At 36.6% G+C, this 13,904-nt stretch carries 11 protein-coding genes and 1 pseudogene; 5 read left to right on the forward strand and 7 right to left on the reverse strand.

All coding sequences use genetic code 11. From position 1 onward, the window contains the following. Positions 1-53 precede the first annotated feature (53 nt). The 3 genes from JFT95_RS13690 (at position 54) to JFT95_RS13700 (ending at position 3,528) form a co-directional block, all read left to right on the forward strand. Positions 54-1,313 (forward strand): serine hydrolase domain-containing protein, encoded by a 1,260-nt coding sequence (locus tag JFT95_RS13690; protein WP_201052537.1) that lies wholly within the window; start codon positions 54-56, stop codon positions 1,311-1,313. A 159-nt stretch (positions 1,314-1,472) separates the two neighbouring features. After that, the gene (locus JFT95_RS13695) at positions 1,473-1,844 is read left to right on the forward strand and encodes a cupredoxin domain-containing protein (RefSeq protein ID WP_201052538.1); all 372 of its coding nucleotides are present in this window, start codon (positions 1,473-1,475) and stop codon (positions 1,842-1,844) included. A gap of 253 nt (positions 1,845-2,097) precedes the next feature. After that, complete coding sequence (locus JFT95_RS13700) at positions 2,098-3,528, forward strand: IS4 family transposase (protein WP_201051382.1); 1,431 nt, start codon at positions 2,098-2,100, stop codon at positions 3,526-3,528. Positions 3,529-4,034: 506 nt separating this feature from the next. Here JFT95_RS13700 and JFT95_RS13705 read toward each other — a convergent pair. The 3 genes from JFT95_RS13705 to JFT95_RS13715 form a co-directional block, all read right to left on the reverse strand. Continuing rightward, a complete protein-coding gene (locus JFT95_RS13705; protein ID WP_061675234.1) occupies positions 4,035-4,868 on the reverse strand; it encodes a MerR family transcriptional regulator in 834 nt (277 codons plus the stop codon). Positions 4,869-5,176: 308 nt separating this feature from the next. Next, complete coding sequence (locus JFT95_RS13710) at positions 5,177-7,261, reverse strand: serine hydrolase domain-containing protein (protein ID WP_002035327.1); 2,085 nt, start codon at positions 7,259-7,261, stop codon at positions 5,177-5,179. 94 nt (positions 7,262-7,355) lie between these two features. Further along, positions 7,356-8,525, reverse strand: coding sequence for a serine hydrolase domain-containing protein (locus JFT95_RS13715; RefSeq protein WP_201052539.1), 1,170 nt, complete (start codon positions 8,523-8,525; stop codon positions 7,356-7,358). A 366-nt stretch (positions 8,526-8,891) separates the two neighbouring features. Between JFT95_RS13715 and JFT95_RS13720 the strand changes: the two are divergent. Beyond that, positions 8,892-9,149: pseudogene (locus tag JFT95_RS13720) on the forward strand (IS4 family transposase); the annotation flags it as partial. Positions 9,150-9,627: 478 nt separating this feature from the next. Here the strand turns inward: JFT95_RS13720 and JFT95_RS13725 are convergent. Both JFT95_RS13725 and JFT95_RS13730 read right to left on the reverse strand, forming a co-directional pair. Further along, positions 9,628-10,086, reverse strand: coding sequence for a hypothetical protein (locus JFT95_RS13725; protein WP_201052540.1), 459 nt, complete (start codon positions 10,084-10,086; stop codon positions 9,628-9,630). Between the two features lie 169 nt (positions 10,087-10,255). Next, a complete protein-coding gene (locus JFT95_RS13730) occupies positions 10,256-10,681 on the reverse strand; it encodes a hypothetical protein (RefSeq protein WP_088039811.1) in 426 nt (141 codons plus the stop codon). Between the two features lie 246 nt (positions 10,682-10,927). Between JFT95_RS13730 and JFT95_RS13735 the strand changes: the two genes are divergently transcribed. Continuing rightward, on the forward strand, positions 10,928-11,410 hold the full coding sequence (locus JFT95_RS13735) for a PRK06770 family protein (protein ID WP_201052541.1): 483 nt from the start codon (positions 10,928-10,930) through the stop codon (positions 11,408-11,410). 384 nt (positions 11,411-11,794) lie between these two features. Here the strand turns inward: JFT95_RS13735 and JFT95_RS13740 are convergent, their stop codons facing one another. Further along, positions 11,795-12,070: a hypothetical protein gene (locus tag JFT95_RS13740; RefSeq protein ID WP_201052543.1), complete on the reverse strand. Its 276-nt coding sequence runs from the start codon at positions 12,068-12,070 to the stop codon at positions 11,795-11,797. A gap of 263 nt (positions 12,071-12,333) precedes the next feature. After that, positions 12,334-13,830 carry a WD40/YVTN/BNR-like repeat-containing protein gene (locus JFT95_RS13745; protein ID WP_307838406.1) on the reverse strand — a complete coding sequence of 499 codons (1,497 nt, stop codon included), beginning with the start codon at positions 13,828-13,830 and terminating at the stop codon, positions 12,334-12,336. Positions 13,831-13,904: the final 74 nt, after the last annotated feature.

The raw sequence follows: 13,904 nt of genomic DNA on the forward strand, positions 1-13,904 counted from the left end.
ATTTATTTTAAGACGAGCGTATACTTATAATAGAAACTAAAGGAGGTACCTATATGAATGTAAAGAAATCTCCCCTGCTATTACTGTTACTAGTATTACTATTCGTAGTTACAGGGCTTGGGTTTACTTTTTTTAAAAATAATAAAGCGACCCCCACTAAAGCAAATGTCACAAAAGAAAACTGGTTGGACGATCCTTACTTACGCTGGTCGTATACACATATGAAAGAATTCACTTTAATAAATGAAGTAAAAAACATCCCTGACCAAGTTGCTCCCTTCCCTACCGCGTTACAAAACTTAGACGATTTTGCTGTGGAGCGTAGATTTGGAAATACGACTCCTCTAAAAAAAATTTTAGACGAAAACAAAACAGATGCTTTTGTCGTTGTACATAATGGTCAACTTGTTTATGAACGATATTTCAATGGATATAACGAGAGTGAACCTCATGGAATGGCATCATTAGCAAAGGTGTTTACTGGTGCAATCATACAATCTCTCGCTGAAGAAAATCTTATTGATGTAGAGAAAACAGCTGACACTTACATAAAAGAATTAAAAAATACACCGTTTGGAAAAGCAACACTTCAGCAATTACTGGACATGCAAGTTTCCGCTGAATACCCTACTCACGGATATATGCAGCTAGGACTAGAAAATCAAGATGCACAACTATATTTAGCTAGTAATATTTTACCCCGAGGTAAAAATTACGAGGGGCCTATGAAAATTTATGATATGTTACTAGAAGCAGAAGAAACTGCACCACCTGTTTCAGCTTTTTCTTACAATAACGGATCAACTGAAACACTCGCTTGGATTATCCGAACGATTACAGGGAAATCGTTAGCTGAAAATGTAAGCGAACGAATTTGGTCTCACATTGGTATGGAAGAAGACGCTTATTACGTTACAGATGAAACAAAAGTAGAACAAGCAAGCGCTGGCTTAAATGCAACTGCTAGAGATATGGCGAGGTTCGGACAATTACTATTAAATAATGGTCAATATAGCGGAAAACAAATCGTCCCTTCTTCTATTACAGAAAGTGTGAAAAATGTACAAGAAGGTGAGCTCGCAATTGGTCATGGTGCTTCCATTTCTTATCATAATCAATGGTGGATTCCGCACAATGAACAAGGTGCTTTCGAAGTGTTAGGCAGTTACGGACAAACTCTTTACATTGATCCGAAAGCAAGTATGGTAATCGTCCACTTCTCTTCTAACGCTGCGCCTAGTAATGAAGTCCATTCGGTTTATTCCGATATGTATATTGATATTGCACATCATTTGGAGAAGCTTCCTCAGTAGTGGAGGCTTTTTTTATTTACCCAAATCCTATTCCAGTTAGTACTTGGTTAGTAGGAGTTGCCGAAAGAATTACTATTTAAGCCACGCCTAAACCCCATTTATATTGATAATATTTTAGTAATTTGAAAACACTAGTGCTTAGGAAAGGAGGGATTGTGAATGTCTGTGAAAAAGCTATTAACTGGATTAATCATTTCACTTGCGATGATTGTAGTTATGACTACTTTAGGTTCGCTCCATGTATTTGCCGAATCCGACGTTGTGAGACAGCCTATTGAGGTTGAATTGAATGATGATTACTTTAATCCGAGTATCATCACTGTTCCGGCTGAGAAAACGACGACGTTACTATTGAAAAACAAAGGAAATAGAGAACATACCTTCACGGTGAAAAAACTCGGAATTGACGCCGAAGTCCCGTCAGGAAAAGAAATAACAATTACCGTAAAACCTGAAACTCCCGGTACATATGAACTAATATGTCGGTTCCACTACTTGAAAGGAATGGATGGAAAAGTAATAGTCAAATAACAAGCGGTACCGGCCCTTACTTTTTTATAAAGTGAAACTTAAATTCGCGGGGGTGTCCCTCCCCCGCAGATTATGAGCTCTCAATAATCAGTTTTTTACTGGTAGCATAAAATCGTTACGCTGTCGTAGCGTACGAAATTTGTGTTTTGTTGGTGCTACCCCATCGCTATCAAGCTAATAAAAAGAAATGCCCCCTAGAATGAAAAAATGCGCTATTCTTTCTGTAGAATCATAGGAAAGGATGGCGTTTTTTATGTCTGTTTCTGTGTATGACGAATTACAACTATTTGCTCAAGAGATTCAAAGTTTTTTATCTCCAAATACCTTACGGAATCTTGCTAGAGATGTTGGCTTTGTACAACGAACCAGTAAGTACCAAGCAAAAGATTTAGTAGCTTTATGTGTATGGTTGAGCCAAAATATAGCTATGACTTCTTTAACTCAGTTATCTAGCTGTTTAGAAGCATCAACAGAAGTACTCATCAGTCCTGAGGGACTGAATCAACGGTTTAATAAGGCGGCCGTCCAACTTTTACAACACCTACTAGCCGAACTACTAAGCAAAAAATTGGCCGCATCTATGCCGATTTCTTCTCCATACACTTCTGTTTTCAAGCGTATTCGTATTTTAGATTCAACTGCATTTCAACTCCCGGATGTATTTTCATCGGTTTATCCAGGTGCAGGAGGATGCAGCCATACGGCTGGGATAAAAATTCAACTTGAGTATGATTTGTTAAGTGGACAGTTCTTACATATTCATACAGGTCCAGGTAAACAACATGATCGCACTTACGGCTCTCTGTGTGCCCCAACTGTGACAGCGAATGATTTATGTATCCGAGATTTAGGTTATTTTCATTTAAAAGACCTTCAATATATACAAGATAAAGAGGCCTACTATATCTCTCGTATCAAGTCGAATACACGTATTTATCAAAAAAATCCTAACCCTGATTATTTTCAAGACGGAAGAATTAAGAAAGGTACAGAGTATATACAGATAGATATGGAGACGTTAATGAGCTCCCTTCAACCAGGACAAACATGTGAAATAGCTGATGCTTATGTAGGAATGATTGATAAAGTGCCAGCTCGTGTAATTGTTCACCGATTAACAAAACAACAGCAACAAAAACGATTACAAGATCAAGCTGTAAGAGAAAAAAAGAAAGGAATGAAGTATTCTCCTCGTAGTAAACGGCTCAGTGGTATCAATGTATATATGACAAACACCCCTACAGATATTGTCCCGATGGGACAGGTACATGACTGGTATTCTTTGCGTTGGCAAATCGAAATTTTATTTAAAACGTGGAAGTCATTCTTTCAAATCCATCATTGTAAAAAGATAAAACCAGAACGATTGGAGTGCCATTTATATGGTCAATTGATTGCCATTCTACTCTGTTCTTCTATCATGTTTCAAATGCGCCAATTGCTCCTCATGAAGAAAAAACAAGAGCTTAGTGAGTATAAAGCCATATATATGATTAAAGACTATTTTCTTCTTCTATTCCAAACTATACAAAAAAACACCCAAGAGCTATCAAAGGTGTTACTTCGCCTGTTCAATCTCCTACAGCAAAATGGGCGGAAATCTCATCGATATGATAAAAAAACGATCTTTGATATATTAGGTGTCGTTTACAATTGTACCATGTCTGATAACCAAGCCGCTTAATTCAAAAAAGTGAAACCCGTTAGGGTTTATTTCGTATGCAAATCTTTCAAACACTTACACTTGCTCTTTAGAAAAAAGAAACAATCTCGCCTAAAATTGACTTTGCATAAGCTTAGCTTGATAGCGATGTGGTGCTACCCCATCGCTATCAAGTTAAGAAACACATTCTTCCCCAAAATGATAAAAATGAACTTCGGTGCTATAAAAAACACAAAATTTCCATTTAAAGAGTACTTTAAAGTCTTAGCTTGATGGCAATGGAGTATTAAAATAGATTAATTTGATGGGCATGTACACAGACCCCAATTATAGTAGGGGCCCCGCCAACCAATTGACATAAAACCCACGCTAAGCAAATTGGCTTTAGTTTGTATTAATTTAAAGAGATTCTATGATTTTATAGTAAGTGGACTACCAGCACTTTTAAAAAAATCATACTAAACACATTTTGATAAAAGAGCCGATTTTTCCAATTTTCTTGTAAATTGTGTTGCATAAATAAATGCTCATTTCTCTTGGTGTTTCGATTTTTCTTCAACAGGAATTTGCATATTCATAATTATCTGTCCTTCTGGGTAAAACAGATTCAATCCGTGTAAATCTGATTCAATTACATCACATGATCTAAACTGTAAACCATTTCTCTTTATATAGTCTTTAATGTTTGTATATATTTGACGTCGTGCTTCATCCATATGCCCTTCTGTACATACGTAATCAACACAAAGATAATTACCTGCAGGTATACTAAGAATATCAACATGCTCGATCTCTGTATCATTCAAAACAGGATAATAAACTGAAAGTCCCAAATCATCATTGAAGAAATTCTTAATTGGACACATTGTTATAAATTGTTCTTGAAAAAGTTCACCTTGCTTAAAAATAGAACGGAATTTATCAAAAAAGGATTTTACACTATTAAAATTTTCTCCTTTGATGTGATAATATTTTCTTTCTTCAAAATAGACACTCTGAATTTTATTGAAATTTCTGCTTCTATTTTGAAGGAGATCTAGGAGCCTAGTAATTTTCTTTTGCACTTCCATAAATCGATGAATTTCAGTTTCAATTTCATTTTTTTTGTTCTGTAAGATATTCATATTGTTTATTATATTTCTCTTATTTATTACTAAATCAATTTCTTCAATTGAAAAACCCATATCTTTACAAAAGAAGATTTGGCTAATTCTTTGTAGGTCTTCATTTCCATACAATCTATAGTTATTTTTACCTACCTTTGGCTGAACTAATCCTTTTTCTTCATAGAATCGAAGTGTTTCTTTCGTAGTATTAAAAATCTTAATTACATCACTTTTAGTTAACTTATAGCTATCCATCTAATTATATTGCCTCCTATAAGGAATAATATTCATACTATAAACTATGTGGTTACTTCATAGTCAATAAATAAAAAAATTTAAAATCAAAACTGGCTGTTTTTAGTGATGAAGGAGTACATGTCTGGTTCTGTTGCAAAGTTTCTTAACAGCTAAAAAGTTGGTATGATAGCTGTTCTTGCAGAGTTTGAGCGTGATATTATTCGTAGAAAGCCTCTTCGTAAAGATAATGCGTAAATACAAACAAAACCAGCAAAACACCTTTTCTGTGTCGTACTGGTTTTGTTGAAGTCCATCTTGAATTGTAGCTAGTTCAACGTGATTGCAAATTCCGAGTTCGGCGCGCCAGCAAATACAACCGATCCGTTTTTCGGCAATTTTACTTTGTTATTGCCGCTCACAACGGTAAAATTGACGCATACTCCCTTCTCATCATACACCGCGAATGAACTCTTCGATGACAACGTCACGCTCATCGTTTTCCCTGCTGTCGCTTGTGGGATCGTAAACCATTTCGCATGCCCATTTGCTTGTAGCGTAACTTTGGATGATTGGCCTGCATCAAGCGGTTTTACGTTGGATCCACTTACATATAACAATCCGGCCATCTCCATATATTCACTGCCGCCTTCTGTATAGAAATGAGTTTCCGTCGTATCACGGCCATTCATCACGGGGATCTGGAGCTGATGCGCCGCGGTGTTCGGACCTGTAATTTTTCTGCCGTCCCAATAGCCCTCCAGGTCTTCCTTGCGAGTAATTTGTGTGGTAATAAGTTTCGGTTGAACGAGATATTCAATAGAACTAAATTTCTCGTTCACGAGATAGAACTTGACGCCTTCCCGCTTCGCCCATGCGGCAGCGGTTTTCTTCGATAGCACGTTGTCTTCTAGTTTCTCGGCTAAATAGTGAGTCATCACATTTTGCCCTAAGCCTGGCGTCGATTTATATGTGCTCTCCTTCAAATAAGTGCTTCCATTCTTCTCAGTGACGAAGTTGAGCTTGGAAGTACCCTTCTCATTAATAAAGCTTCCATTCGCAGTATATACATATTTTTCTTCTCGATTAGATGGTAAGAACAGTTCTCCATTCTTCGTAATTTCTATTTTGAAATGACTTTCGCTATTGCCGTAAAAGCCCGCTTTCTTCGTCACGTCTTGAGGCATCTTGGCCTTGACCGGCTTGCCAAAGGATTTGTTTGGCTTGATGTCCTTAATTGTGCCCTTCTCTTTAAGCGCGGCGAGCAGTAATTCAGTTGCCAGTAGTTGATTTGTAGAGCTTTGGCCGCCGGATGACAACACAGCCACTGCCATCTTCTGTTCCGGAAGCACGACCAGTATAGCATGTTGCAGTGTTGTATCGCCGCCCTTAGCCATGCTTTTTATCCCATATTCACTGAATGGGTATAGTTTCACACTATCCCAGCCAAGACCATAGTTGAAAATATTACCTCCATCCCCCGGCCACATTCCTTTTTTATATTCCTCTTGCTCCATCGCCTTGACTGCCTTATCAGAGAGGATCCCTTTTCCCTGTCCCATAAATAATTGTGAGAATCGTACCATATCTTCTGCCGTGGAAGAGATCCCTCCCGAACCAATCACATTCACCGATTCAATGGGAAGCTTCCCTTGGTACGCCGGAAAATAGAGTCCAGCCCGCTTATCGTCTTCCCATTTATCCTGCGGCGTTTTCGTATGATTCAGCTGTAAGGGTTCTGTAAACCGTTGATGTATAAATTCGGTAAAGCTCATACCGCTGACTCTTTCCACCAAAATCTCGGCCAGCGTAAAGCCGTCGTTGCAGTATACCGAGAACGCGCCAGGATCCGCCTTCAAGCTTTGGTTGGACAATTGCCGCATCAAGACATCATGGGCATAGGTATCATTATCGTTAAATAAAAATGCATTACTTAACGTGGAACCTTGCAAGCCGGAGGAGTGGTTTAACAGCATACGTGGCGTAATGCGTTTGTACCGCTCGTCTTTCATCTTGAAATCAGGAACAAAGTGGACGACAGGAGCATCCAAATCGACTTTTCCTTCGTCGACCAATTTCATTACAGCCGCTGTTGCATACATTTTACTGACTGAACCAATCCCATATAGAGTATCTTTGTTCAGCCGCTGTTTTCCTTCCATATCGTTCTTGCCTGTCTGACCCGACAAAATAAGTTTACCATTATCAATTAGCGCATACTGCACGCTAGTCGTCCCATAGGACTTCGTGAGTAGCGCAGCCTTCTCTGCCGCAATCTTCTCCAGTTCTTGGTTAGCAACTTCTTGGTTAGCTACAACCGGAGTCTTACTGCTTGAAGATGCTATCGCCCCTGTTGGTAGGATCATCGTTAGCGCTAATGTAGCGGCTAACACCCCAGATAGTTTATTTTTCATGAGAGAATTGCCTCCTTAGATAAGTAATCGAATTCATCACTTATTTGTTTAACTATAAAAAATATGACAAAATTTATCCATTTTTCTTTTTTGCCTACTTGCTAAATTCAGCAAGTAAAATATTTTTAAAAGGATTAGGACTGTCAGCTCTACCCAAACTATTCCAATTGACGACCAACGTATGCTTGCCTCCAAGTTTACCTCCAACAAGAGTAGTAAACCCTAGAATGCCACCTGTGTGTCCCCATATCGAGACATCGCTTGGAAGCTTAGTTTCATAGATTCCAAGACCATATCCATCGATTCCTTCTTTTCCTGTAGGAACTGTAGTAAGCATTTGTTTTAGTTGCTGTTCTTTCAGTAATTTACCCCCGAGCAAGTAAGAGAAGAATTTATTTAAGTCGTCAGCAGTAGAAATCATATCTCCAGCTGAGCTACCTGCACTTGGGTTATAATAAGTAACGTCTTTTAGCTCACTTACTCCGTCTGGTTGGACATATCCACGGGCATGCTTGGTGCCTGGAATAACGCTTGAATTGCCAGGTAGGAATGTATTCGACAATTCAAGCGGTTCAATAATCCGACTTTCAATCTCTTCCGCATAGCTGTTTCCGGTTACTTTTTCAATAAGAATACCTAGTAATACATATCCTGTGTTTGAATAAGACCAGCCCTTTCCTGGGGCAAAGTCTGGGGGCAGAGAAATCCCCATCTTCACTAACTCTTCAGCCGTATACGATTTTTTTGTATCCGTAAAGTCAGCGTCTTTTGACCTTGAGTATTCAGCGATACCACTTGTATGGTTCAATATCTGCCGGATAGTAATCTGGTTACCATCATATCCGTTTCCTTGAATGACACCAGGCAACCATTTTTCGATGTAGTCATCTAGATTCAAGCGGTTCTCTCCGACTAATTGAAGTAAAACCGTTGCGATGAACGTCTTCGTCACACTGCCAATGCGAAAGCGAAAATCTGTTTTCATTGGTTGCTTGCTGCTCAGATCCGCTACCCCAGCGGCATAACCCCAAGTTTTTCCACCCTCAGAAGTTTTAGCAAGTATCCCCGGGTATCCAAGTTGCAATGCATCCCGCATTGCTTGCTTGACGGAAGTACGATCTCGTTGAGTATTTGTTTGTAACGAACTAGATACATTTTGAGTGGGCTCTGCTTTTACAATTGAGGTTGGCGTTGTGTATAACAGGGAACTTCCAGCTATTAAAAGGGCAAGACTTGCAAATGTAATTTGACTACGTGTTTTCATAAGGCATTCCTCTCCTCTATTCATATTGTATAGGTGGTTGCTTGATATTTCATACTCACCACACAGCTATCATCTCTACCGATGACAAAAAGTCAACATTGAATTCGTAATCATCTTCATAATGATTATTTTTACAAGCTCCATTCTGTCCTAATAAACGGTAAATCCCTCTTTTTGCATGTATGTTAACCTCAGAAATTATTTCTTTTCCATGAAACGCTCTTATTAACTGGTTTGTTTTTCATATATAAGTTATATCTGTTCCTCCTTTCATGCTTCTTTATATTTTCATCATACACAATGAAAATCTCTTTTTCCTTACCTATTCCTTACAAATCCCTTACGTTCAAAATAGCTTCTGTGTCTCAAATCTGCCAATTAATTCTCATCAAGAAGAAACGAGAATTAAGCGAATATAAAGCGATTTATATCATAAAAGATTATTTTCTACTTATTTATGAATCTCTACAAAAAGACACCAAAGAATTAACAAAGATATTGTTTCGTCTGTTTGATCTCTTACAGAAAAACAGACGAAAATCCCATAGGTATGAGAAGAAAACCGTCTTTGATATCTTAGGCGTCGTATATAACCTTTCTATGCCTCACAAGCATGTAGCGTAATCCAAAAAATTAAAACCCAATAGGGTTTATCTGGTATAAAAATATTTAAAGAACTTACACTGGATCTTTAGAAAAAAGAAAAAAGCCCATCAAGCTAAGGTTTTGAAGTACCCCCTAAATGAAAATTTTCTTTCTCTACAGTTAGTTTTTTTGAGAAGTCAGCTCATTTTTTTGTTTTTGGGGTGTTTACTTTTCTTAAGTTGATGGATGTGGTCTCACCATACCATTTCGGGAAAATTGTACGTTTAGACACAATCCGGACATATTTTAAGCGTTTTCTGTACGTTAAGAGACATCTGTCCAGAAAATCTTATGTTTATGAACAGAGGATAAAACTCAATAATAGAATATTAATATTCAATTTTTATATAAAAAAATAAGCTCCGAAGAGCTTATTTTAATAATAATAATAATATCAACGCAATTATCAATGATATTATTGAAAATACAATCATAAATAATGAAGCTCAGTCATGAGCTATCGCCCTGTTACCGTCATTGCTGCTGTGTAAATTGTATCTACAGAACCGTCAGCACTTACAATTTCAACTTTATAACGGTATGTTCCATTGTCGTAAATGTTTTCTCCATATCCTGTGAAAGTTGAAATTTCATCATTTGCTCCAGCTGGAACCCATTGATTTTGCCAATGGAAGAAAGTATCATATTCTCCCCAGTTGTCTCCATATTTCTTTTCGATGCTGACATTATAATGAATGTCCTCAGCTCGGTTATTTGTAATTCTTGCAATTACGTTTCCACCAAAAGTGTATTCCGTAGCGTGAACTTGAACTGTAACACCATTCACCGTTTCGCTAGGACCACAGATGTAATAACAATCTTCACTTGCTTGTGCTTCAGGTGTGTTAATGTTCATAACCGTCAAACCGCCTAAAGCTAAAGCTACTGTTAATGCAATTGTAGCTAATTTTTTCATGATAATTCCTCCTATTAACCGTTATAAGTGAATGTTTTTGTTTTTACGTATTCATTGCCAGCATAAAAAGATTTCTATGTCTCATTTTTATCACCCTTCAGCTTATATAATTCGACAAATGGTGATAATTTCCTGCAAATAAAATAAAAAAGCACTCCCGCAGGAATACTTATTCAAATTCAATTTCTGTTTTATTGTCTGATGTGAAGTATCTTATGGTTGTTTTGCCGTATTCTTGCAAGCCACTCTGCGCAACGGCGTCTTTTAACTTTGTTCTCGTTCTGTAGCCGAAATTTTCCCGTAGGCCTTCGTCTGCATTTGACAATGCTGTTTTGTCAACGAAAACATATAAGACATACAAGTTATTTTCTTTTTTTAATTCAACCGCTGTAACAGTACCGCCGAAATATTCTTTAATTTCTTTGGTTCTACGTTCAAAACTTTTCATCATTCGTGTTTGCTCATCTTTTGGTTGTTCTGTTTTCGCAGTTGTTTGTTGTGCTTTTGGCTTCTCTTTTTGAACCACTTCTTTTTCGCCGCAAGCCGCTAACATTGCAACCGATAAACCAACTGCTAATACTGATTTCTTCATCATTTTAATCCTCCCAATATAAACACCTAAATATTAGTATACTATGAAATTTATTGCTGAATATGAAAAAGATGCCCATTAAGGGGTACCGCCACATCGCTATCAAGCTAATATTTTTAACTACCCCCATAACGAAAATTTTATACATCGTTGACTATTGATAATGATACGTTATGTAGACCTCACAGATAGATATGGGCATACAGTTCTTCTTTTATGGTACACTTCAATAAAAGGGGGGTAAGAGGTTTGAAAAAGTGGATTAAAATCACATCAACCTTAGTTATTGCTATAGCAGTTGGTATTTTTACTGGCTACAAAGTCGGTACGTATGCAGGTTCAGACGTTAAGGAAAAGCAGACTGAGAGAATTAAAGGGGAAGAGGTAATACTTGACCTCAACTCTGATCGTCATATAATCAATGCAATGCACAAAATGACTCATCAAAAAGTATTATCCCACGAAAAGCAAGGATTTATCAAAATGACTCCAGAAAACATCGAAAAAGTACGTCAAGCGATTGATGAAAGTAATAGTGGAACCTTACAACATAAAGAACAGTACCTTAAGATTTTGGTTCGTTGGTATGAAGGCGATTTCTCTCAATCGGTTGAGAAGCATAATTTATTATGGGAATGGGACAATAGCAGCACTGGTAAAGCATACGAATTAGCGACACCGGAACAAGAAGAAGCATACATTTTAGAACAAGCGAAATCTGAAAAACAATAAAGGGGTATCGTCACCTCGCTATCAAACTAATCAAAAGAAATGCCCCCTAAAATGAAAAAATACGCTATTCTTTCTGTAGAATCATAGAAAAGGATGGCGTTTCTGTATATTGTTACAAAAAGAATAGCGTTTTTTCGCTTTATAAATACAATTTCTTTTTCAGTAAAAAATGTGGGTGGTACCCCTCTAATACCCCAGAAGGAAAAGAAGAGTTTGAATTCTTTAACGTACAGGGGGTTCCATATATCATTGTAAAAGATCATGAGAATAACACTCAAAAATCAATTCTTGGATTCAGCACTCAATCATTAGAAGAGGCTATTTTATAATAATCATCCCCCAAAAAAAGAAACGAACAAAAATGTTCGTTTCTTTTTTTTGTGTTTAATGCTCAAGAAAACTTATAACCGCATAAGTATATAGAACGACTAGAGCAAAGGCACATATTCCCATAATTATAATCGCTAGTGCGCTTTTCTCTTGTCTAAACCCTATAATTCCAAGAATAAATGCACTCCACATTGTTACCTTAAGCATTGTAGAAAGGTTGGAAATTGAATATCCACTCAACCAGGTAGAGAAACTTACAATTACGGAAAAAGAGAACAAAGTTAGAACAATAGATAATATATTAATGTGCTTCCCATACTTCAGTTGCATTTCGCTACCCCCTTTTCTTTTCATTAGTGAATAATAGGTAGATGACTATATTTTTATTTTATTCTAAATTTTCTTGAAAATCCACAACGAAAAGAAGAGGTTGTCCCAAAAGTCGCTGAATAGTTACTTTTGGGCAACCTCTTTTCTTTATTTTTTACTTTCCTCTAGTTTAGAGATACTTGCTTCTTTTTCAGGTAACGTATCAACAAAATCCTTTTGAGATTTTAATAGGTCAGATTATTGTATCCAAGCCTTAAGATCATCTAAAGATTTACGGGCTTCTTTTTCACTTCTTCTACAAATTCCCATGTCTCTCCGTTATCTTTTGATTGATAAAGTGCACTACTATCGCCATTGTAGTCTCCATCTGCCCCTTGTCCCACTAACATATTAAAAACCCCATCTTTCTCATATGGCATACTAGGAGAATCAAAAGGACTTATTGTGGACTGTGTATGATCTAATTTGACTTCATGCGGCGGATATTCTACCTTTTTGAAAGATACCCCCCCATCATCTGTGCGATATAACTCTCCCTCATTACCAGAAGGTCTAACTGCTCCTAAAAACCCAAGTTTATCATTTATAAAAGTGATTCCTGATACACTACCAATCCCCCTATTAAATGGGTCTGGATTGATAACCTCCCATGTTTCCCCTTCATCACTAGTCTTGCTTAATGAATAAAAGGCGCTCCCTAATGCTTTATCTGTCATATTTAGTTTATAACCAACTTCTTTTGATAGGAAAAACTGTTCTTTTTCATTCTTTAAATCTTGTTGTTTCTTCTCTTTAAGCCTATCTTCATTTGGAGGCGTCTTTGATTTACTCCAACTTGCGTCACATATTAAGTTATATCTAGCAGGTACTAGCTCTTTCTCTTTTCCAGGGACAAATATAGATACAGTATATCCAATGATTTCAGAAGCTGCTTCTTTAAGACTCTGCCCCTTACCATCCTCAGTAATATTAATAATCCCCTCTGTATTGGATCCCCAATTTCTTTTTCCATAATAAATCAACCCATACTTACTTTCATTCCACTTTCTAACCGTTTGCTTAACTGGAATCGCCTTAACCGTTTTAATTAAAGGTTCTACTAATTTATCATCATCATAATCAGGCTTTGCATACCCGTCTCGTATTATAGTAATATCTTCTGATTTCTTCTTATTATAAGAGATTAAATAAGTTTCTTCTTTCCCATCAACATTTTTCCCATAAACAAATGTATCAAACGCTGTGATTGTTCCATCTGAATGAAATGTAAGATCAAAATCAGTTGCCATATACAATTTCTTTGGCAAAGGATGTTTTTTATTTATATCTTCAAAAATACCTTCTACTCCAGATTCATATATATTATTATGTTTAAGTTTAACTGACCTTTCATGTTTTAACCTTTCTATAAACCATGCCAATTTGCCATTGTAATTTATTGCACTTTGATAAATCTGCATCCCATAAAATGATGTAATTGCAACAATAATGATAATAGAAATGGATCTCCATGCTATTGAATTAGTTAATTTTTTAGATTCATATTCTCTATTTTTTATCACCCGCATTGTAGTAAATGTAATCATGGATATAAAAAGTACTATACATAATAACAAAATATAAATATTATAATTCATCCTTCCGTACTTACAGTATAAGGCTAACTCATAACAAAAAATGCCGTATACAATTATTAGTATTGGATTTGTTACTAATGACAGAAGTAACTTTTTTGCATTTTCCCTAAATATAGAAATCACTCCTAATTACATGAATTACTGATATTAAGTATACTTTATTGTAAAGTAACAAAAAAGCTATTTAATCTTGCCGC

This window comes from Bacillus sp. TH17, from assembly GCF_016651125.1.
GTDB classification, from domain to species: domain Bacteria; phylum Bacillota; class Bacilli; order Bacillales; family Bacillaceae_G; genus Bacillus_A; species Bacillus_A mycoides.

Bases quoted from the DNA above. Each gene is read 5' to 3' on its own strand.
- JFT95_RS13690 (WP_201052537.1), top strand. From the start codon at position 54: ATGAATGTAAAGAAATCTCCCCTGCTATTACTGTTACTAGTATTACTA.
- JFT95_RS13695 (WP_201052538.1), top strand. From the start codon at position 1,473: ATGTCTGTGAAAAAGCTATTAACTGGATTAATCATTTCACTTGCGATG.
- JFT95_RS13700 (WP_201051382.1), top strand. From the start codon at position 2,098: ATGTCTGTTTCTGTGTATGACGAATTACAACTATTTGCTCAAGAGATT.
- JFT95_RS13705 (WP_061675234.1), bottom strand. From the start codon at position 4,868: ATGGATAGCTATAAGTTAACTAAAAGTGATGTAATTAAGATTTTTAAT.
- JFT95_RS13710 (WP_002035327.1), bottom strand. From the start codon at position 7,261: ATGAAAAATAAACTATCTGGGGTGTTAGCCGCTACATTAGCGCTAACG.
- JFT95_RS13715 (WP_201052539.1), bottom strand. From the start codon at position 8,525: ATGAAAACACGTAGTCAAATTACATTTGCAAGTCTTGCCCTTTTAATA.
- JFT95_RS13725 (WP_201052540.1), bottom strand. From the start codon at position 10,086: ATGAAAAAATTAGCTACAATTGCATTAACAGTAGCTTTAGCTTTAGGC.
- JFT95_RS13730 (WP_088039811.1), bottom strand. From the start codon at position 10,681: ATGATGAAGAAATCAGTATTAGCAGTTGGTTTATCGGTTGCAATGTTA.
- JFT95_RS13740 (WP_201052543.1), bottom strand. From the start codon at position 12,070: ATGCAACTGAAGTATGGGAAGCACATTAATATATTATCTATTGTTCTA.